This window comes from Ostreiculturibacter nitratireducens (genome assembly GCF_032670585.1).
GTDB lineage: Bacteria > Pseudomonadota > Alphaproteobacteria > Rhodobacterales > Rhodobacteraceae > Ostreiculturibacter > Ostreiculturibacter nitratireducens.
Genome location: NZ_JAVQHL010000002.1, coordinates 336,140 through 355,144, shown reverse-complemented (window position 1 = coordinate 355,144; position 19,005 = coordinate 336,140). Strand labels below are relative to the sequence as shown.

18 protein-coding genes and 1 tRNA gene are annotated in these 19,005 nt (G+C 66.5%); 11 read left to right on the top strand and 8 right to left on the bottom strand.

Features of this window, described 5'->3' with window-relative positions; genetic code table 11:
* Positions 1 to 58: 58 nt before the first annotated feature.
* On the bottom strand, positions 59 to 3,283 hold the full coding sequence (locus ABCN56_RS09005; protein ID WP_343080474.1) for an efflux RND transporter permease subunit: 3,225 nt from the start codon (positions 3,281 to 3,283) through the stop codon (positions 59 to 61).
* Positions 3,276 to 4,262: an efflux RND transporter periplasmic adaptor subunit gene (locus tag ABCN56_RS09000; protein ID WP_343080473.1), complete on the bottom strand. Its 987-nt coding sequence runs from the start codon at positions 4,260 to 4,262 to the stop codon at positions 3,276 to 3,278. Before ABCN56_RS09000 ends, ABCN56_RS09005 begins: the two co-directional genes overlap by 8 nt.
* 206 nt (positions 4,263 to 4,468) lie before the next feature.
* Here ABCN56_RS09000 and ABCN56_RS08995 point away from each other — a divergent pair, with 206 nt between their 5' ends.
* The 5 genes from ABCN56_RS08995 to ABCN56_RS08975 all read left to right on the top strand — a co-directional run bounded on the left by ABCN56_RS08995 (position 4,469) and on the right by ABCN56_RS08975 (position 8,666).
* Positions 4,469 to 6,907, top strand: coding sequence for a Lon protease family protein (locus ABCN56_RS08995; RefSeq protein ID WP_343080472.1), 2,439 nt, complete (start codon positions 4,469 to 4,471; stop codon positions 6,905 to 6,907).
* On the top strand, positions 6,904 to 7,629 hold the full coding sequence (locus tag ABCN56_RS08990) for a hypothetical protein (RefSeq protein ID WP_343080471.1): 726 nt from the start codon (positions 6,904 to 6,906) through the stop codon (positions 7,627 to 7,629). Before ABCN56_RS08995 ends, ABCN56_RS08990 begins: the two co-directional genes overlap by 4 nt.
* A gap of 137 nt (positions 7,630 to 7,766) precedes the next feature.
* Entirely contained in the window at positions 7,767 to 8,042 is a 276-nt protein-coding gene (locus ABCN56_RS08985) for a hypothetical protein (RefSeq protein WP_343080470.1), read from the top strand.
* Between the two features lie 6 nt (positions 8,043 to 8,048).
* Positions 8,049 to 8,219 (top strand): hypothetical protein, encoded by a 171-nt coding sequence (locus tag ABCN56_RS08980; RefSeq protein WP_343080469.1) that lies wholly within the window; start codon positions 8,049 to 8,051, stop codon positions 8,217 to 8,219.
* A complete protein-coding gene (locus tag ABCN56_RS08975) occupies positions 8,220 to 8,666 on the top strand; it encodes a sterol desaturase family protein (RefSeq protein WP_343081458.1) in 447 nt (148 codons plus the stop codon).
* A gap of 232 nt (positions 8,667 to 8,898) precedes the next feature.
* Here ABCN56_RS08975 and ABCN56_RS08970 read toward each other — a convergent pair.
* The 4 genes from ABCN56_RS08970 to ABCN56_RS08955 form a co-directional block, all read right to left on the bottom strand.
* Positions 8,899 to 8,974, bottom strand: a tRNA-Thr gene (locus ABCN56_RS08970).
* 44 nt (positions 8,975 to 9,018) lie between these two features.
* Positions 9,019 to 10,560: a heme biosynthesis protein HemY gene (locus ABCN56_RS08965; protein ID WP_343080468.1), complete on the bottom strand. Its 1,542-nt coding sequence runs from the start codon at positions 10,558 to 10,560 to the stop codon at positions 9,019 to 9,021.
* Positions 10,561 to 10,570: 10 nt separating this feature from the next.
* A complete protein-coding gene (locus tag ABCN56_RS08960) occupies positions 10,571 to 11,995 on the bottom strand; it encodes a COG4223 family protein (RefSeq protein WP_343080467.1) in 1,425 nt (474 codons plus the stop codon).
* An 88-nt stretch (positions 11,996 to 12,083) separates the two neighbouring features.
* The gene (locus ABCN56_RS08955; RefSeq protein ID WP_343080466.1) at positions 12,084 to 12,803 is read right to left on the bottom strand and encodes a uroporphyrinogen-III synthase; all 720 of its coding nucleotides are present in this window, start codon (positions 12,801 to 12,803) and stop codon (positions 12,084 to 12,086) included.
* Between the two features lie 76 nt (positions 12,804 to 12,879).
* Between ABCN56_RS08955 and tsaD the strand changes: the two genes are divergently transcribed.
* The 5 genes from tsaD to ABCN56_RS08930 all read left to right on the top strand — a co-directional run bounded on the left by tsaD (position 12,880) and on the right by ABCN56_RS08930 (position 16,067).
* Positions 12,880 to 13,959: a tRNA (adenosine(37)-N6)-threonylcarbamoyltransferase complex transferase subunit TsaD gene (tsaD, locus tag ABCN56_RS08950; protein ID WP_343081457.1), complete on the top strand. Its 1,080-nt coding sequence runs from the start codon at positions 12,880 to 12,882 to the stop codon at positions 13,957 to 13,959.
* Positions 13,956 to 14,921, top strand: coding sequence for an NAD(P)H-dependent glycerol-3-phosphate dehydrogenase (locus ABCN56_RS08945; RefSeq protein WP_343080465.1), 966 nt, complete (start codon positions 13,956 to 13,958; stop codon positions 14,919 to 14,921). The genes tsaD and ABCN56_RS08945 overlap by 4 nt, the downstream gene beginning before the upstream one ends.
* Before the next feature lie 3 nt (positions 14,922 to 14,924).
* Positions 14,925 to 15,194, top strand: a complete 270-nt coding sequence (locus tag ABCN56_RS08940) for a YciI family protein (protein ID WP_343080464.1) — start codon at positions 14,925 to 14,927, stop codon at positions 15,192 to 15,194.
* Positions 15,194 to 15,607 (top strand): EVE domain-containing protein, encoded by a 414-nt coding sequence (locus ABCN56_RS08935; RefSeq protein WP_343081456.1) that lies wholly within the window; start codon positions 15,194 to 15,196, stop codon positions 15,605 to 15,607. Before ABCN56_RS08940 ends, ABCN56_RS08935 begins: the two co-directional genes overlap by 1 nt.
* A gap of 67 nt (positions 15,608 to 15,674) precedes the next feature.
* Positions 15,675 to 16,067 (top strand): DUF1761 domain-containing protein, encoded by a 393-nt coding sequence (locus ABCN56_RS08930; RefSeq protein WP_343080463.1) that lies wholly within the window; start codon positions 15,675 to 15,677, stop codon positions 16,065 to 16,067.
* Positions 16,068 to 16,315: 248 nt separating this feature from the next.
* On the opposite strand, the gene ABCN56_RS08925 is transcribed toward ABCN56_RS08930, so the two are convergent.
* On the bottom strand, positions 16,316 to 16,657 hold the full coding sequence (locus ABCN56_RS08925; protein ID WP_343080462.1) for a DUF2853 family protein: 342 nt from the start codon (positions 16,655 to 16,657) through the stop codon (positions 16,316 to 16,318).
* Positions 16,658 to 16,867: 210 nt separating this feature from the next.
* Entirely contained in the window at positions 16,868 to 18,262 is a 1,395-nt protein-coding gene (gene ahcY, locus ABCN56_RS08920) for an adenosylhomocysteinase (protein ID WP_343080461.1), read from the bottom strand.
* 113 nt (positions 18,263 to 18,375) lie between these two features.
* On the opposite strand from ahcY, the gene ABCN56_RS08915 reads away from it, so the two are divergent.
* Positions 18,376 to 18,969: an HD domain-containing protein gene (locus tag ABCN56_RS08915; RefSeq protein ID WP_343080460.1), complete on the top strand. Its 594-nt coding sequence runs from the start codon at positions 18,376 to 18,378 to the stop codon at positions 18,967 to 18,969.
* The last annotated feature ends 36 nt before the right edge of the window (positions 18,970 to 19,005 follow it).

Genomic DNA, 19,005 nt, shown 5'->3' with positions numbered 1-19,005 from the left:
AAAGAAACGTGGCCCGGCAGGGGGTGCCGGGCCACGAAGCCGTTTCATGGAAATTGCCTCAGGTCTTGAAGAGCCTGTAGATCGCCGGGATCACCAGCACCGTGAGAGCGGTGGAGGACAGTAGCCCGAACAGAAGCGAGATCGCGAGGCCCTGGAAGATCGGGTCGAACAGGATCACGACCGCGCCGATCATCGCGGCGATCGCCGTCAGGAGGATCGGCTTGAACCGGGTCGCGCCCGCTTCGATCAGGATGTCCACCGTCACCCGCTTGTCGGGATCGGCGTGGCGGATGAAGTCGACGAGAAGGATCGAGTTCCGCACGATGATACCCGCCAGCGCGATGAACCCGATCATCGACGTGGCCGAGAACGGCGCGTTGAAGACCCAGTGCCCGCCCATGATCCCGAGGAAGGTCAGCGGAACCGGGGTCAGGATCACCAGCGGCAGGCGGAACGAGCCGAACTGCGCGACGACGAGGATGTAGATCCCGAGAAGGGCCACCGCGAAGGCCGCGCCCATGTCCCGGAAGGTCACCCAGGTCACCTCCCATTCGCCGTCCCAGAGAAGGACGGGATGGTCGGTTTCCTCGGGCTGGCCGTGAAGCCGGATCTCGGGTTTCTCCAGCCCCTCCCAGTCCATCGCGTCGATCCGCTCTGCGACCGCGAGCATGCCATAAAGCGGCGCCTCGAAGTCTCCGGCAAGCTCGCCCGTGACCATGATCGCGTCGTAGCCGTTATGGCGGAACACGGGGTAGGAGCCCTCCTCCTCCGTCACGCGCACGATGTCGCCAAGCTCCACGACGCCGCGCGCGCCGGGCAGCGCGTTCGCGGGCACCGGGGTCGACAGCGCGGTTTCATCCATCACGCGGTCTTCGCGGGCACGCGACACGACGATCGGGATCGGCCTGCGGCCTTCGCCGCGGTGCGAGTAGCCGACCGTGGTCGTGGAGTTCAGGAGGCGAAGCGTGTCGAGCGCGTCTCGTTCCTGCACCTGGAAGTAATCCATGTCGCTCGGCGACAGTTCGACCCTGAGCCGCCGGGGCTGCTCGCCGAAGCTGTCGTCGGCGTCGACGATGAAATCGACTTCCTCGAAGGCCTGGCGCACCTTCCGCGCGACCTCGCGCCGGGTTTCGGCGTCGGGGCCGTAGATCTCGGCCAGAAGGGTCGAGATCACCGGCGGACCCGGCGGGGGCTCGACCACCTTCAGGACGGCGCCTTCCGGCAGCTGGAGCTCCTCGGCAAGCCGTTCGCGCAGTTCGAGCGCGATCTCGTGGCTCGTCCGGTCACGCTCGGCCTTGCCTTCGAGGTTGATCGCGACTTCTCCCATCTCCGGGTTCTGGCGGAGGTAGTAGTGCCGCACCAGCCCGTTGAAGTTGAAGGGCGAGGCCGTTCCCGCATGGGTCTGGGCCGAGATAACCTCTTCGAGGCCGAGCGCGATGCGCGCGGCTTCCTGCGCGACGCCGTCCGTCGCCTCGACCGAGGTCCCTTCGGGCATGTCGACGATGACCGAAAGCTCCGACTTGTTGTCGAACGGAAGGAGCTTCACCGTCACGTCGCGCGTGTAGAGCAGCGCGAGCGACCCGAACGACAGGACCGCGACGAGGATCAGGAAGATCAGGCTCCGCCCCTTGCCGCGCAAGAGCGGCCGGGCGATGGCGGCATAGAACCGGCCGAGACCGCCGCCCGGATGGCCGTCGTGTTCGCCATGGGCCGAATGATCGACGCGCCCCGCGATCTTCACCATGAGCCAGGGCGTGATCATCACGGCCACGAAGAACGAGAAGATCATCGCCGCCGAAGCGTTCGCCGGGATCGGGCTCATGTAGGGCCCCATCAGCCCCGACACGAAGAGCATCGGCAGAAGCGCCACGACGACCGTCAGCGTCGCGACGATCGTGGGGTTGCCGACCTCCGCCACTGCGGCGATCGCCGCGCCGATCGGGCTCTTGCTCTGCCGCTTCATGCCCCAGTGTCGGGCGATGTTCTCGATCACGACGATGGCGTCGTCCACGAGGATACCGATCGAGAAGATCAGCGCGAAGAGTGACACCCGGTTCAGCGTGTAGCCCATGATCCAGGCCGCGAAGAGCGTGAGGAGGATCGTGACCGGGATCACGACCGCCACGACGACAGCCTCGCGCCAGCCGATGGCGATGAATACCAGCGCGACGATGGACACGGTCGCGAGCCCAAGGTGGAAGAGGAGCTCGTTCGCCTTCTCGTTCGCGGTCTCGCCGTAGTCGCGCGTGACCTCGATCGTGACGCTTTCGGGGATGAGTTTGCCTTCCATCGCATGGGTGCGATGCAGGATCTCCTCCGCCACGGTCACGGCGTTCGCACCCGCGCGCTTGGCCAGCGCCAGCGTCACGGCGGGCCGCCGGACGACGGCGCCATCCTCGCCGTGCGCAAGGGTGGCGACATGCGCCTCGTCGAGGTCGGAGACGAACTCCACTTCGGCGACGTCACGCACGTAGACGGTCCGCCCGTCCCGCGTCGTCAGTTCGAGGTTGCCGATTTCTTCGGTCGTCGCCAGCGTCTTGCCGATGACGAGGCCGATCTGTTCGCCTTCGTCACGGATGAGGCCCGCGGCAGCGGCGCTGTTCGCACCCTGAACCTTGTCGGCGAGCTGCTGTAGCGTCACCCCGTAGAGAGCGAGCTTCTCCGGGTCAGGCGCGACGCGAAGCGCTTCCTCGGTCGCGCCGACGAGATAGGTCAGGCCGACGTCCTCGATCCGCGTCAGTTCGATCTCGACCTCGCGGGCGATGCGGGTCAGGTCCGCCGCCGTCATGGTCTCGTGGCCCGGCGCGGGCGCGAATGTCAGCGAGACGATCGCGACGTCATTGATGCCGCGGCCCACGACGAGCGGCTCGGGGATACCCACCGGGATGCGGTCGAGGTTCGACAGGATCTTGTCCCGCACCCGGAGGATGGCCGTGTCGGAAGACACGCCGACCTGGAACCGGGCCGTCACCATGGCCCGGTCGTCACGAGTATCGGAATAGACGTGCTCGACCTGGTCGATCCCCTTGACGATGGTCTCAAGCGGTTCGGTGATAAGCTTCACCGCGTCCTCGGCCCTGAGGCCATCGGCGCGCACGTGAATGTCGACGAGCGGAACCGAGATCTGGGGCTCCTCCTCGCGCGGAAGGCTCACGAGCGCGATGAGGCCCATCGCGAGCGAGGCCATCAGCAGCAGCGGCGTGAGCGGCGAGACGATGAAGGCCCGCGTCAGCCGGCCGGCGAGTCCAAGTGCGCCGTCCGGCGCGTTTCCACCTTCACTCATTTTCGGTAACCACCCGGTCGCCGGCTTCGAGGCCGGTCAGGATTTCCCGCCAGGTTTCGCCGTCGCGGCTGATCGTTTCCCCCGGCACCACGGCCCGCGCGATTGCCTCGCCTCCGGCCGTTTCGACATTGACGAAGTCCAGCCCGCCATGGCGGGTCAGCGCCGTCTCCGGCACGAGGATCGCCATGCGTTCCCCAACCGGCAGGCGCACCGGGACGCGAAGACCCACGTAGCGACCGTCGAGCCCCTCGACCTCCACATCCGCCTCGACACGGCCGCCCGCGATCTGCGGGTAAAGCTTCACGAGCCGCCCGGTCCGCCGTTCCGCGGCGTCATCCGAGCCGGAGCCGATTTCGATTTCGTCGCCCTCGGCCAGGTCGCGGGCATGGCGCTCCGGCACGGCAAGGCGCAGGAACACGCCGCCGCCCGCGATCACCGCGACCGGCTCACCCGGCGCGATGACGGACCCGCGCGAGATCGGCACGGAAAGAACGACGCCGGCATCGGGCGACAGGACTTCACCCTCGGCGACTTGCTGTTCGATGACGAGCCGTTCGGATTCGAGGCTGCGGATATCGCCTTCGATCACGTCCACGGCTGTCTGCAACTGGTCGAGCCGCTGGGTGCTGATGACGCCCCGTTCCAGAAGCTGCCGACCGCGTTCCAGGTCGGCGCTGGCCGTTTCCAGGCGTGCCCGCAGGGCCTCGAGCCGCGCGTCGATCGAGTCGAGCTGGAAGGCCAGCTTGTCGTCCTCGACCAGCGCGATCCGCTGGCCGGCCTCCACGCGATCGCCCTCGGCCACTTCGAGCGAAACGATGGTTCCGCCGATGCGCGCACGCGCCGGCACTCTGTCTCGTGTCTCGACCTGTCCGTAGACCGCCTTCCACTCGACGATCGCCTCTTCCGAGACCGTCACGACGTCGGCCGACGCGGTCTGCGCGGCGAGTATCGCGGATAGAAGGATGATTCTGGCGCGCATGTTCCCGTTCCTTTCAAGCTGTTCGCTTGATATTCCGTTTCTTGAATGTATTGGCGATCACATGGTGAATTCCTTGAGCCATGTCAACCGGCAAGGTTGCACAATGGCGCGGCAGAGTGCCGCGATTTGACGAATATCATTCTCGGGCGCACCCTGTCGCTGTCAACCTCCGAACGTTGACCCAAACAGCAGGCAGGAAAGACGAGATGACCAAAATCGTGACGGCGGAACCACTTGGCGCCGAAGCCCTCGGGGGCGATTTCGACCCGGACACACTTGGTTTCGCCACCACGAAAGAGCTCGAGCCTCTTGACGCTTGGCCCGGTCAGGACCGCGCCCTGGGCGCGATCCGGATGGCGGCCAAGGTGCCCCATTCCACCTTCAACCTCTTCGTTCTCGGGAATGCCGGCAGCGGCCGGCACGAAGCCACGCGCGCCGAACTCGCCCGCGCCGCGGCGGAACGCGACAACCCGAACGACTGGGTCTATGTGAACAACTTCGACGATCCCCGCCGCCCCAAGGCTATTCGGCTCTCCTCGGGCAAGGCCGAAGAGCTTCGGAAGGTCGTCGAGAAATTGATCGACGATCTGGCGAACGACCTTCCTGCGCTCTTCGAATCCGAGGACTACCAGACCCGCAGGCGCTCCGTTGAGGAGGAGTTCTCCAAGGAGCAGGAAGCGGCGATGACGGAGCTGGCCGAAAAGGCCCGTGCTAGGTCGGTCGCGATCCTCCGGACGCCGATGGGCTTCGCGGTTGCGGCCCTGCGGGACGGGGAGGTTCTGACCCCCGAGGCCTACCGCGAGCTTCCGCCCGAGGAACGCGAGAAGATCGACGAGGCCGTCGGCAAGACCGAGGACGAACTCGAGGCCATCCTCAAGCACGTGCCGAAACGCGTCAAGGATCAGCGTCGCAAGGTCGAGGAACTGAACGTCGCGATGGCCGAGGGCGGCGTCGACGCCGCGATCAGCGACGCGATGGCGCAGTTCGAAGGCCAGGACGAAGTGATCGCCTTCTTCAAGGCGATGCGGAAGGACATGATCGAGAATGCGGAGCTCTTCCTGATCCAGGAAGAGGGCGCGCGCGCCGGGGGGTTCCCGGTGGCGACCACGAAGCATTACACGAAGCCGCAGTTCCAGCGCTACCTCGTGAACGTCGTCGTATCGCAGGCCGACGGGCAGGACGGCGCTCCCGTCGTGGTGGAGACCCTGCCGACGCTTTCGAACCTCATCGGGCGGATCGAATACATCTCGCATCAGGGCACGCTCGTCACCAACTTCACCATGATCCGCCCCGGCGCGCTGCATCGGGCCAACGGCGGCTACCTCGTGCTGGACGCGCGCCAGCTGCTGACCGAGCCTTTCGCCTGGGACGCGCTCAAGCGCTGCATCCGGACGGGAGAGATCAAGATCTTCTCCGCCGGGGAAAGGCTGAGCCTCATCTCCACGGTGTCGCTGGAGCCCGACCCGGTCCCGCTCTCGGTGCGCGTGGTGCTCGTCGGAGAGCGGATCCTCTATTATCTCCTGACCGCGCTCGATCCGGAATTCCCCCGGCTCTTCAAGCTGGAAGCCGATTTCGACGACATCGTCCCGCGCTCGCCGGAGACGCGGGAACTCTTTGCCCGCCTGTCGGCAAGCATCGTACGCCGCGAGGGCCTCAGCCCGATCCGCGCGGACGGCGTTGGCCGGCTTCTTCTGGAAAGCGCGCGCGTCGCGGACGATGCCGAACGGTTCACGCTGAACATCGGCAAGCTCTCGGACCTCCTCTGCGAAGCCGATCACTGGGCACGGGAAGCCGGCGCGGAGGCGATCCGCGAGGAGGACATCGAAACCGCGATCGCCGCGGCCGATCGCCGGGCAGGGCGGATCAGGGAACTTTCCGAGGACGCCGTCGCGCGCGGCACGCTCCTGATCGACATGGACGGCGCCCGCGTGGGCCAGATCAACGCGCTGTCCGTGATCGACCTCGGCGGCACGCGCTTCGGCAGACCGTCCCGCGTCACGGCGCGGGTCCGCGTCGGCTCGGGCAAGGTCGTGGACATCGAACGCGAAACCGAGCTTGGCGGGCCGATCCATTCGAAGGGTGTCATGATCCTGTCGGGCTACCTCGCCGGGCATTACGCCACCGAACTTCCCATGTCGCTCTGGGCAAGCCTCGTCTTCGAGCAGAGCTATGGCGGGGTCGAGGGCGACAGTGCGTCGGCGGCGGAGCTATTCGCGCTCCTGTCCGCGCTCGCGAACCTGCCGATCGACCAGTCCTTCGCCGTGACGGGCTCGGTCAACCAGTTCGGCGACGTGCAGGCCATCGGCGGAGTGAACGAAAAGATCGAGGGGTTCTTCGACACCTGCGCCCGGGCGGGCCTCACCGGGCGGCAGGGCGTGCTGATCCCGGTGTCGAACGTCAAGCACCTCGTCCTGCGCGACCGGGTCGTGAATGCCGTGCGCGAGGGCAAGTTCCGCATCATCCCGATCGGCACGATCGACGAGGGCATCTCGCTGCTGACAGGCCGGCCCGCTGGCGACCGCGACTCCAAAGGGGCCTTCCCCGAAGACAGCGTGAACGGTCTAGTCGAGGCCCGGCTGACCGAGTTCGCGGAGGTCAGGCGGCGCTTCGGCCAGAAACGCGGCAAGGAAGGAGAGGACGAATGACAGAGGCGCGCGCGCGCATCGTTCTTGGGGCGACCTGCTACGCCGAGGCGCACTCGGCGCTCAGGATCGGGCTTCGGGTCGCGGCCCGCTTCTCGGGCGAACTCAATGCCGTTCTCATCGAGGAAGAGGCGGTCCTCGCCATAGCCCGCCGACCGGGGGCGCGGATAATCACTCCGGCCGGCCAGAGAGTCTCCGGGATCGGCGCGGAGAGCATGGCCGCGGCCTTCCTGCGCGATGCGGAACGGTTCGAAAGGGAACTTGCCGCCGCCGCGAGTTCCCTTCCGGCGCGCTGGTCCTTCGCCCGCCGGACCGGTCGGATGGCCGCGTTACTGACCGAGGCCGCTTTGGCGGGCGACGTCCTTGTGCTTGGCGGCGCGCCGCTCGCCAGGACGTCCGGCGACGTGGTCTACCTCGCGGGATCGCATGCCGACCCCGAACTCGAAGCGATAGCGCAAGACCTCGCGGCGGACCTTCACAGGCCGCTCAAGGTCATTCTTGCCGACGAAACCGCCGCTGCCCCCGAGACCGTCGTCCCGCGCGAAGTCATCCGGCCGCGAGATGCCGAGGCATTGCGCAGGGAACTCGCCCGGCTGGCTTCGGACACCATCCTGATCGCGAACCTCGCGAACGTCCCCCCCGACATGCCCGAGGTATCGGGCCCGGCGCGATTCACCCGGATCCTCCGGTCGAACGCTCCACGGGAGGATGCGGCAGGCGATTAGGCGGCTGGCCGCGCTGGCGTGGCCGGGATGAACCCATGCCTCGCGTCCCAACGCGCCGACTGGTGCAAAGGCCTCCGACATGGATGTCGACCGGTGCATCGGTTCAGGTATGATTTGCCCGTGGACGGGAGGCCTTCATGGAGGACCTGCAATACGGGACCCGGAACAAGCGCGGCGACTGGAAGCCGAACCGGCCGAACATGATCGCGCCGATCTGGCGGTTTCCCTGGGAGGCGAATGAAATCCTCGGGTTCCTCAAGGGCTACTTCCTGCCCTGGAACGTCTCGTGGATGGCTCTGTCCGCCATCTACTGGTTCCTCCTCACGCCGAGCGTCGGAACGCTGAAGACCTTCGCCCCCGGATGGATCGCGCTGATCTACCTTCGCAACTCCGCCGCTGTCCTGATCTTCTAAGGCGCGATGGAGTGGCGGCTCTACAGAAAGCGCCGGCAGGGCACCGCGTTCAAATACAACGGCCAGTTCCCGGGGAACAGGAAAGCCGAGGTCTTCTGGTCCCGAAGCCAAGCGCTCGACGGTGCCATCCGCACCTACGTGACCGGCGTGCCGATCTGGCACGAGGCGCACTGGTAGATCGGCCACCGGCTGATCCACACGCCGTTCCTCCACAAGCACGTCCATTCGGTCCACCACAACTCGGTCAATCCCAGTCCCTGGTCGTCGCTGTCGATGCACCCGGTCGAACAGGCGATGTTCTTCTCGGCCTCGCTCGTGCATCTGGTCCTGCCGTCGCACCCGATGATCGCGCTCTGTTCGCTGAACTGGTCGGGAACGGGGGCGATCGTGGGCCACATCGGCTTCGACAGGATCGTTTCGGCCGACGAGGAGCGCGCCATGAAGACGCATGCCTACACGCACTACCTTCACCACAAGTACTTCGAGGTGACCTACGGCGACGCGCTGGTCCCGTTGGACAAGCTGTTCGGCACCTGGCACGACGGAACCGAAGCCGGGGACGAGGCGATGCAGAAGCGGATGCGCCGCAAGCGCGAACGTCTCGCCCCGAGGGGTGCGGCGTGAGCCGGCAAAAGGACTCGTGAGGCTTCGCCAGAGGCCTCGGATCTCGAATCGACGGGCGAAGCCCGGCGTCCCTGGAGTTTCGCCCCTCGCAGCGCTTGGCAGCACCCGGACCGCCACCCCGAAATCGGGCTATCGCATCGCGCGATTCCAGGCGCCGGTGGAGGAAGGATCGTCAGAAAATCCTGTTGCCACGGGGTTTTCCCGTTCTCTCTACACTTCTTTGGAGGGGAAGTGGTGCCGGTGAAGGGACTCGAACCCCCGACCCCATCATTACGAATGACGTGCTCTACCAGCTGAGCTACACCGGCCTGGTGGCGCGCCCAATAGCACCATCGGAAGCGGGTGTGTAGCCCTAATTTTCCGGCCGGAGCCCTCGGGCGAGCGCGACGGCTTCCGGCTCCTCGACGGGCGCGTCTTCGATTTCCTCCTCCGAGGCATCCGGCGGTCGCGGCGATTCGGCTTCCTCCGCGCCCTCGGCATAGGCGGCGGCCTCTTCTTCCGCCTCTGCTCTGCGTGCCGGGCTGCCGACGATCAGCGGCAGCATCTCCGCGCCATGGGGCAAGGGCACCCCGCCATGCGGCGGTTCGCGCCAGGACAGCGTGTCGAAGCCGCCGCAATTGTCGCAGATCGGAGCCCAGTCGGCCTGGATGTTGTGGCACTTGTCACAGCACCACTGCGGGCCCCGGCTCGCGGTCAGGGCGCGCGCCAGCCAGCCGCGAACGGCCGCATCGTCGGCTCCCTCGCCGCGTTCGATAGCCGCCATGATCGTCAGCGAACGCGCGGTCGGATCCGTCTCTGGCAGGTCGCCAAGCGCCCTGCGCGCGGCCGGGAAATCCTCGGCGGCGATGTTGAGTTCTGCTCGCAGGAGCTTCGTCTCCGCGTGGTCGGGACGCAGGCGCAGGAGAGATTCGAAACGCTTCAGGCGCTCGCTCGGGTTTTCCTCCGGCGCGATTTCGGCGAAGGCCGCGGCGAGGTCCGGATGAGGCTGGGCCTCCCAGGCCTTGAGAATGACGCGCGACGCGTATTTCGGCCGACCCTCGGCGATGTAGCTGCGCGCAGCCATGACAGCCGCCGGGATCAGGTCGGGCGACAGCCGATTCGCCCCGATCGCCGCCTCGCGCGCCTCGATCGGCGTGCCTTCGGCGAAGATGCCTTTCGCTTCCTGCAACGCCAGGACGGCGTCGCGCCTCCGGTGCACGTCCCGCGGCAGGAGCCCCTGGCGGAGCTTCTGGCCAAGCGTCACCCGCGCGCCCTTCCAGTCGCCCTTCTCGGCCTGAAGCTTCAGGAGGACGTCCTGCACCTCCTCGTGCTTCGGCTTCAGCGCATAGGCCTTTTCCGCAAGCTTCAGCGCCGTTTCCGTGTCGCCCTCGGAAAGCTTCTGCTTCATCAGGCCGCGAATGCCGACGAATCGCGTGCGGTCGTCGGAAAGCAGACGCTTGTAGACCTCCGTCGCCTTCTTCGTGTCGCCGATCATCTCTGCCGCCTGCGCGGTCAGAAGGTTCGTCAGATCCGGCCGGTTCAGATATCTCTCGGCCTTCGCGGCCTTGGAAATCGCAAGCCGCCCTTCGCCCGAGGCCACCGCCATCATGCCGTCGGCCAGCGCCTGATAGCCCTTCCGCTCGCGGTTGCGGTCGAAATAGCGGCTGAACGCGGTTTCGTCCCCGGTCAGGAATTTCAGGATCGCGACGGCAAGCCCCGCGAGCCGGATGGAAAGCCAGACCAGGATCAGGAGAACGAGCGCGGCAATGACCGTCTGAAGCGGGTCGAGCGTGTATTCCCAGCCCGCCACGGCGATTCGGATACCCTCACCCGATTCCGAGAGGTAACCCGCGCCGAGGGTCAGCAGGGCGATCGCGGCGACGAAGAGAACGATCTTCACCAAGGACCAGACCATCGCGACCCCCTCAATCCAGAGCTGCGGGAAGGGCGGCGATCGCCTCGGCAGCCGCAAGACGCGCCCTTGCGCCGGCGGTCCAGGGCTCCATCGCGGCCTTGCCCTCTTCGGGCAGCCCGTCGAGTTCGGCTATCGCCGCGGCGAGGTCACCCCCGCGCAGGGCCGCTTCGGCCCGCGAAAGCACGGCGTCCGGATCGTCGCCCTCACGCGGTTCGAGCGATCGCGCACCGGTCTGGCTGCGCAGGAATGCCCCGATACGATCCATCGTGCCCGCGTCCTCCGTCGTCACCTTGAGGGATTCGGTCAGCGCGGCACGCGCGGCGTCCGGAAAGGAGCCCTGAAGTGCCTGCAGGCTCGGCATGCCGTCCGCTGTCGCCCGAAGCGCTTCCGGGATTTCGACACCGGCCGCGGCGAGTTCGTCCAGCGCTCCGGCCATCGGCGTTCCGGTTTCGAAAGCGGCCTGCACATGGCTCAGCGCGGCGCGGGCGGCGACGCGTTGCATCGCCGCTTCCGTTTCCTGCTTCAGACGGGTGGCCTCGGCTTCGGCCTCCGCGATCTTCGCTTCGGCCTCGGCCGCCGCCGCAGCGATATCGGCTGCCGCTGCCCCGCCCTCGGCAAGTTCCGCCCTGATCGCCGCGATTTCGCTTTCGAGCGAATCGATCCGGGCCGACAGTTCGCCGACGCTGTTGGTCACGAATTCTGCGGATGCCGCGCGTGACCTGAGTTCCGCCACATCGGCCGCAAGCGCGGCGATACCTTCGGCCGAACCCGCCTCACCAGGCGCGGCACCGATGGCGCGCAGGCTGTCCTGAAGGGCATCGATGCGCCGCGACATCTCGTCGAGGCCCGTTGTGACGAAGTCGACGGAAGCCGCGTTCGCCTTCAAATCCGCCAGTTCCGCAGCCAATGCCGCCGTATCTCCCGAAGGCGCCAGGACCTCGCCCGGGCCCGCGTTCTGGAACTGCGCCGCGATCTCGTCGATCCGGGCGGAGATCTCCCCGAACCGGGACTCCACGAAAGCGATCGTGGCTCTTTCCGACTTCAGCTGCGCGAGCTCCGCTTCGACAGTCGAGATCCGCTCCGTGATCGCGGCATCGTCCTTTACCGGCTCCGGCGCGCGCCAACCTTCCGGGAAGACGAAGAGCGCTGCTCCGGCGCCGATCCCTGCGGCCACGACCCCGCCGAGCGCGGTCGGCCAGAAGCCGCCCCGCCGCCGGACCGGCGGTTCGGTCTTCACGGGCTCGGGCTCTGCCGGAGCTTCCTGCGGGACTTCGTCGACTTGCGGGGGCTCCGGCGCGGGCTCCTCGACCGCAACCACGTCGTCCGGCGTCGGCACCGTCTCCTCTGCCTGGGCTTCCGTGCCCTCAGTCGACTTCACCTCTGCGGCTTCGACCTCGGCATCGGCCTTGGGATCGGGTTCTTGCGCTTTCGCCACGGGCAATTTCCTTCCGATTCTCATTAGGGTTTCGGGCACTAACCCGCGCCAGGATTCCAGATCACTCTAGCCAGCACCCGTCCGCCCCTCAAGGCGCGTCGGCTGCGTCAATAAGCGCCCCAATCGCATCCAGCATCGCCTCGGCATCCGGCCGCTCAGCGACGACGAGGTTCCCGGCCGCGAGCGGTTCGGAGGCCCTGGCGACGGCCTCGCTCATGGCCGCGACGCTGAACGGCGCGGTGCTGCCGCGCGCCCAATCGACCACCAGCCGCGCGCTGCGGGCCGAGAACAGCGGCAGGAGAACCGGAACACTTCCCGAAAGCAGCGCCTGCGCCTCGGCCGTCGGCGGCAGGGCTTCCTGTTCGTAGACCACCGCCGAAACAGTCTCTACTCCGGCCGAATTCAGCCTCTCGGCGATGTCGAAGGCCATGTCGGCACCATGCGGCCAGAGAACCGGGCCGGGCACGGCGGCCGCGATCATTGCCTCGGCGAGCGCCGCCCCGTCGCCCGGACCTCTCGTCACGGCGAAACCCTCCTTTCGCGCAGCGCCGGCCGTGCGTTCACCCACGCACCAGGCATGGATGTCGCGGCGGGGGGAAAGCCGGCAGAAGCCGGTGACGGCGTTCTCGGACGTGAAGACGAGGCCGGCGAAATCACGGTCGGGGAGATCCGGCGCGCGAAAGGCGGTCCGGGTCACCGGCGATATCACGACCCTGAGTTCGCCCAGCCGCGATCTCAGCGCTTCGGCGAAACGGCGCGAAGCGGGTTCTGGCCGCGTCAGAAGGACCGTCGGTCGTGCACCTGCCACGATTGTCTCCGCCGGGATTGTCTGAAACCCTGCCCGGTGTTACCTGCCGGTGGACGCGCAGGCAATGGCCGGGGCGATGGCAGAGACGATCACGATCCTTGGGCTTGAAAGCAGCTGCGACGATACCGCCGCGGCCGTCGTCCGGCTGTCCGATGGGCGCGCGGACATCCTTTCGTCCGTCGTCGCGGGCCAGACCGAGCTGCACGCGGCCTACGGCGGCGTCGTGCCGGAGCTTGCGGCGCGGGCGCATGCGGAGAAGCTCGATCTCTGCGTCGAGGAGGCGCTGAGCGGCGCAGGTGTGGCGCTGTCCGATCTGGACGCGGTTGCCGTCACCGCCGGACCCGGTCTCATCGGCGGGGTTCTTTCGGGCGTGATGTGCGCCAAGGGGATCGCGGCGGGCGCGGGACTGCCGCTTGTCGCAGTCAACCACCTCGCTGGTCATGCCTTGACGCCGCGGCTGACCGACGGGCTCGCGTTTCCCTACCTGATGCTTCTCGTTTCGGGCGGGCACTGCCAGTTCCTCCTGGTAAACGGGCCTGAAAGCTTCAAGCGTCTTGGCGGGACGATCGACGACGCGCCGGGCGAGGCATTCGACAAGGTGGCGAAACTCCTCGGCCTGCCGCAGCCCGGTGGGCCTTCGGTCGAGTCCGAGGCGCTGCGGGGCGATCCGCGGCGCTTCGCCTTCCCGCGCCCGCTTCTCGATCGCGAGGGATGCGACTTCTCCTTCTCCGGTCTCAAGACGGCGCTCCTCAGGGCGCGCGATGCACTTATCGCGGAAAAGGGTGGTCTGACGGTGCAGGACCGGGCGGACCTCTGCGCGGGCTTCCAGGCGGCGGTCCGCGACGTGCTGGCCGAGAAGTCGCGCCGCGCGCTCGCGGCCTGCAACGCGCCGTCCTTCGCCGTCGCGGGCGGTGTCGCCGCGAACCGGTCGATCCGCGCAGCTCTGAAAGACGTCGCCGCCGAGACGGGGGCGGAATTCCTGGCGCCACCGCTTGCGCTTTGCACCGATAACGCCGCTATGATCGCCTGGGCGGGGATCGAGCGCTACAGGCTTGGCGCACGCAACGGCATGGAGCTTTCCGCTCGCCCGCGCTGGCCGCTCGACACAAGTGGCCCGGCGCTCATCGGATCGGGGAAGAAGGGGGCGAAGGCATGAGCATCGTGGTCCTCGGCGCGGGAGCCTTCGGCACCGCACTCGCCATCACGCTGGCGCGCGACGGCATCCCCGTTGGTCTTTGGGCACGCGATCCCGAACAGGTCGAGGCGATGCGGAAGTCGCGGCGGAACGAGCGCCGGCTTCCGGACGCCGTGATCCCCGAAAACGTCTCTATTTCGGCGGATCTTGCGGATTTCGCTGCGGCGCGAACCGTTCTGGTCGCGGTTCCGATGCAGCAGCTCGCCGGGTTTCTGGCCGAGCACGCGAACACGCTCGACGGCAAGTCGCTGGTCGCCTGCGCCAAGGGCATCGACCTCGCCACGGGGCGCGGCTCGGCCGAGATCATCGCGGAGACCTGCCCCCGCGCGATCGCCGCGATCCTGACCGGACCGAGCTTTGCCGTGGACATCGCGCGCGGCCTGCCGACCGCCCTGACGCTCGCCTGCGAGGACGACGGGACCGGTGCCGCGCTGCAGGAGCAGCTTTCGACATCCACCGTCCGCCTTTACCGCACCTCGGACATGATCGGCGCAGAACTTGGCGGCGCGTTGAAGAACGTGATCGCGATCGCGTCCGGCGTCGTCATCGGCGCCGGCCTCGGGCACAGCGCGCGCGCGGCCCTCCTGACGCGGGGCTTCGCCGAGATGAGCCGCCTCGCCCTCGCCCTCGGCGCCGCACAGGATACGCTCACGGGCCTTTCGGGGCTTGGGGACCTCGTCCTCACCTGCACCTCGTCGAAGTCCCGCAATTACAGCTATGGCCACGCGCTTGGCGCGGGCGAGACACCGGCCGCCGGCGTGACCGTGGAGGGTGTCGCCACCGCGCGCGCCGCCACCGCGCTTGGCGCGCGCCACGGGGTCGAGATGCCGATTGCCGAGATGGTCGCCGCGATCGTCGAAGGCAGAACCACAGTCCCCGCCGCAGTCGAAACGCTGATGGCGCGGCCGCTGAAGAAGGAGTGATACATGCGCTTTGCCGTCGTCTGCCGGGACAAGCCCGGTCATCTGCAAGTCAGGCTCGACACCCGGTCCGAGCACCTCGCCTACATCAAGGAAACGGGGATCGTGGAAATGGCCGGGCCGCTGATCGAGGGCGGCGAGATGTGCGGCTCGCTGATCGTCCTTGAAACCGACAGCATCGAAGCGGCCCGGGCCTGGGCGGCGGGCGATCCCTATGCCAAGGCGGGCCTCTTCGAGAATGTGGACATCACCGAATGGAAGAAGGTGATCGGCTGATGGCCTACTGGCTCTTCAAATCCGAGCCGGACGTCTGGAGCTGGGACGACCAGGTCGCAAAGGGCGCCGAGGGCGAGGAGTGGAACGGCGTCCGCAACTATCAGGCGCGCAACAACATGCGGGCGATGAAGGTCGGAGACCTCGGGTTCTTCTATCACTCCAACATCGGCAAGGAGGTCGTCGGCATCGTCGAGGTCTGCGCCGAGAGCCATCCCGACAGCACGACTGACGATCCGCGCTGGGACTGCGTGGACATCCGCGCGGTGAAGCCCCTGAAGCGCCCCGTGACGCTCGAGGAGGCCAAGGCCGATCCGCGCCTCGCGGACATGGCGCTGGTGAAGAACACGCGACTTTCGGTCCAGCCGGTGACCGAGGAGGAATGGCGCGTCATCTGCGGGTTGGGCGGGCTCTGAGCCTGTCTCTGGACGGCTCGTGAGAAGGCGCGCATCATCCCCGTGCAGGAACAAGCGCGGGGAAAAAATGGAAATCGTGAGCGTCATCGTAGCCGCTGCTGCGGCCTATGCCTTCGGGGCATTCTGGTACATGAAACTGTCGCGGCAGTGGGTCGCCGCAGCCGGCATCGCCGTGGACGCGGATGGCCGGCCGATGAACCGGAGCATCACGCCCTTCGTGATCGCCGCCATAGCGATGCTCGTCGTGGCAGGGATGATCCGGCACATCTTTTCCATGAGCGGGGTCGACGGGGTGATCCCGGGCCTCGTCGCGGGTCTTGGCCTCGGTGCCTTCATCGCCTTGCCCTGGATCGTGATCAACTATGCCTATGCCGATCGCCCGAAGGCGTTGACCTTCATCGACGGCGGCTATGCCGTCCTCGGCTGCGCCATCATCGGCGCGGTGATCGGGTTGATCTGAAATTGAGGGAGGGCCCCGGAACACGTTCCGGGACCCTCCACCACCCCACGTGCTCCCCTAGCACCACACGTGATCTGAAAGGTCCCGGCCGTCCTGGCCTTGTTGATCCAACGCTACGCTCACCACCGATTCCCGGCAAGCGTTCTGTTTGGACAAATCTGCGCAAATTCAATGTATTAAGGATGGCTGGCCCCGAAGCGAAATCGGCGCCTCTCGTTCGGGGGCGCCGATCTCAGCGATGGGCCGCGTCAGGCGTAAACGCCTTCCTTCCCGAAATGCTTCACAAGCATGTAGTAAACGACAGCACGATATTTGTTGCGCTCGGAACGGCCGTAGGTCTCGATCACGGCATTGACCGCCGCCATCAGTTCGGGGCCGTCCCTGAGGCCGAGTTTCTTGACCAGGAAATTGTTCTTGACCGTCTCGAGTTCGGATTCCTGGCTGGCCGCCACGGTCTCGGCATCGGGGTTGTAGATTGCCGGACCGCAGCCGATCGTCACCTTGGTCAGAAGATCCATGTCCGGGGTCATCCCGCACTTGTTCCTCAGATCGTCGGCATATTTGGCGATCAGCTCGTCTCTCTTACTCATCTCTTGCTCCCACCTGTCCCGAAGGTTCCATCGAGGTCGCTGGGTAATATCCTTACCCGCACGCCAAGCTTAGGGGCCAATTGAGCCATAAGGCAAAACAAAATGCGCCCGTTTGTTGGGGAAATGGCGACGGTGGAGGCGGAGACGAAGGAGCCTCCGCGCATGTCCGCGCGGAGGCTCGCAATCTTGACCAAGATGTAAGGGTGGCGCTCAGTACCGGTAATGATCCGACTTGAACGGCCCATCCACCTTGACGCCGATGTACTCGGCCTGGTCGGGGCGCAGCTCGGTGAGCTTCACGCCGATCCGGCTCAGGTGCAGCCGCGCGACCTTCTCGTCGAGATGCTTGGGCAGGATATAGACGCCGGGCTTGTAGTCCTTGCCCTTGGTCCAGAGTTCGATCTGCGCGAGGACCTGGTTCGTGAAGGACGCCGACATGACGAAACTCGGGTGGCCCGTGGCGTTACCGAGGTTCAGAAGCCGGCCTTCGGACAGAAGGATGATCCGGTGCCCCGAGGGCATCTCGATCATGTCCACCTGGTCCTTGATGTTGGTCCATTTGTGATTGCGCAGCGCGGCGACCTGGATCTCGTTATCGAAATGGCCGATGTTGCCGACGATCGCCATGTCCTTCATCTCGCGCATGTGCTCGATGCGGATGACGTCCTTGTTGCCGGTCGCCGTGATGAAGATGTCCGCGGATTGCAGGGTTTCTTCCAGCGTCACGACCTCGTAACCATCCATCGCCGCCTGAAGCGCGCAGATCGGATCGACCTCTGTTACCTTCACACGCGCGCCGGCGCCCCGCAGCGACGCGGCGGAGCCCTTACCCACGTCGCCATAGCCGCAGACGACCGCGACCTTGCCGGCCATCATCGTATCCGTCGCACGCCGGATCCCATCGACGAGGCTTTCCTTGCAGCCGTACTTGTTGTCGAACTTCGACTTCGTGACGGAGTCGTTCACGTTGATCGCCGGGAAGGGCAGAAGGCCGCGCTTGTGCAGGTCATAAAGACGGTGAACGCCCGTCGTCGTCTCTTCGCTGACGCCCTGGATCGCGTCACGCTGCTTCGTGAACCAGCCGGGGCTTTCCTTCAGCCGCTTCCGGATCTGGTTGAAAAGGCAGACCTCCTCGTCCGACTGCGGCACGGCGATCAGGTCCTCCTCGCCGTTTTCGACGCGCGCACCCATGAGGATGTAGAGCGTCGCATCCCCGCCGTCGTCGAGGATCATGTTGGCCGTGCCCTCCTCGAACTGGAAGATCCGGTCCGTGTAGGCCCAGTAATCCTCCAGCGTCTCGCCCTTGATGGCGAAGACCGGAACGCCGGCGGCGGCGATCGCCGCCGCCGCGTGATCCTGCGTCGAGAAGATGTTGCACGAGGCCCAGCGCACGTCCGCGCCCAGCGCCTTCAGCGTTTCGATCAGCACGGCCGTCTGGACCGTCATGTGGAGCGACCCGGCGATCCGCGCGCCCGTGAGCGGCTTCGTCGCGCCGAATTCCTCGCGAAGCGCCATCAGACCCGGCATTTCGGTCTCGGCGATGTCCAGTTCCTTGCGACCGAACTCGGCCAGCGCAATATCCCTGACGATATAATCCTTCGGCATGGCGCCGCACCTCTCTTGGAAATCCGTTTGGCGGGTGAGATAGCACTGGGGGGGCCGCTCGACAATGACGGCCCGGCATGCTTAGGCTCGCCGCCTCACTGCAAGGGGTCACGATGAAACAGCCGCGTGCATGGCAAAGGATGCTTTCGGGCCGTCGGCTCGACCTTCTCGACCCGACACCGGTCGACGTGGAGATCGAGGATATCGCCCATGGTCTTGCCTTCGTCGCGCGCTGGAACGGACAGACGCGCGGCGACTGGCCCTATTCGGTGGCCGAGCATTCGCTGCTGGTCGAAGATATCTTTTCCCGCCTCAATCCGGGGACGTCGGCGCGCTGGCGCTTGGCGGCGCTGCTTCACGACGCGCCGGAATACGTGATCGGCGACATGATTTCGCCCGTGAAGGCGGCGGTGGGGCCCGAATACGGCGCGCTCGACGAAAGGCTCCAGGTGGCTGTGCATGTGCGTTTCGGTCTGCCGGCCACGCTGCCCGCTTCGATCAAGAAAGAGATCAAGCGCGCCGACAGGATCTCTGCGTGGATCGAGGCGGTCCAGATCGCTGGCTTTTCGGAAGCCGAGGCGGACCGCTTCTTCGGGCGGCCTGCGGCGGACCTCTCGCGCAGCCTGAAGATCCGCCTGCGCCCGCCTGCCGAAGTCAGGGCGGATTTCACGGAAAGGCATCGGGAATTGATGTCGCAAATTCCCTGATACCCAAGCCATGCGAACGGGAACCGGCTCAGCGCC

Bases quoted from the DNA above. Each gene is read 5' to 3' on its own strand.
- ABCN56_RS08940 (WP_343080464.1), top strand. From the start codon at position 14,925: ATGCGCTTTGCCGTCGTCTGCCGGGACAAGCCCGGTCATCTGCAAGTC.
- ABCN56_RS08930 (WP_343080463.1), top strand. From the start codon at position 15,675: ATGGAAATCGTGAGCGTCATCGTAGCCGCTGCTGCGGCCTATGCCTTC.
- ABCN56_RS09005 (WP_343080474.1), bottom strand. From the start codon at position 3,283: ATGAGTGAAGGTGGAAACGCGCCGGACGGCGCACTTGGACTCGCCGGC.
- ABCN56_RS08915 (WP_343080460.1), top strand. From the start codon at position 18,376: ATGAAACAGCCGCGTGCATGGCAAAGGATGCTTTCGGGCCGTCGGCTC.
- ABCN56_RS08980 (WP_343080469.1), top strand. From the start codon at position 8,049: ATGGAGTGGCGGCTCTACAGAAAGCGCCGGCAGGGCACCGCGTTCAAA.
- ABCN56_RS08925 (WP_343080462.1), bottom strand. From the start codon at position 16,657: ATGAGTAAGAGAGACGAGCTGATCGCCAAATATGCCGACGATCTGAGG.
- tsaD (WP_343081457.1), top strand. From the start codon at position 12,880: ATGGCAGAGACGATCACGATCCTTGGGCTTGAAAGCAGCTGCGACGAT.
- ABCN56_RS08995 (WP_343080472.1), top strand. From the start codon at position 4,469: ATGACCAAAATCGTGACGGCGGAACCACTTGGCGCCGAAGCCCTCGGG.
- ABCN56_RS08985 (WP_343080470.1), top strand. From the start codon at position 7,767: ATGGAGGACCTGCAATACGGGACCCGGAACAAGCGCGGCGACTGGAAG.
- ABCN56_RS08945 (WP_343080465.1), top strand. From the start codon at position 13,956: ATGAGCATCGTGGTCCTCGGCGCGGGAGCCTTCGGCACCGCACTCGCC.
- ABCN56_RS08935 (WP_343081456.1), top strand. From the start codon at position 15,194: ATGGCCTACTGGCTCTTCAAATCCGAGCCGGACGTCTGGAGCTGGGAC.
- ABCN56_RS09000 (WP_343080473.1), bottom strand. From the start codon at position 4,262: ATGCGCGCCAGAATCATCCTTCTATCCGCGATACTCGCCGCGCAGACC.
- ahcY (WP_343080461.1), bottom strand. From the start codon at position 18,262: ATGCCGAAGGATTATATCGTCAGGGATATTGCGCTGGCCGAGTTCGGT.
- ABCN56_RS08965 (WP_343080468.1), bottom strand. From the start codon at position 10,560: ATGGTCTGGTCCTTGGTGAAGATCGTTCTCTTCGTCGCCGCGATCGCC.
- ABCN56_RS08990 (WP_343080471.1), top strand. From the start codon at position 6,904: ATGACAGAGGCGCGCGCGCGCATCGTTCTTGGGGCGACCTGCTACGCC.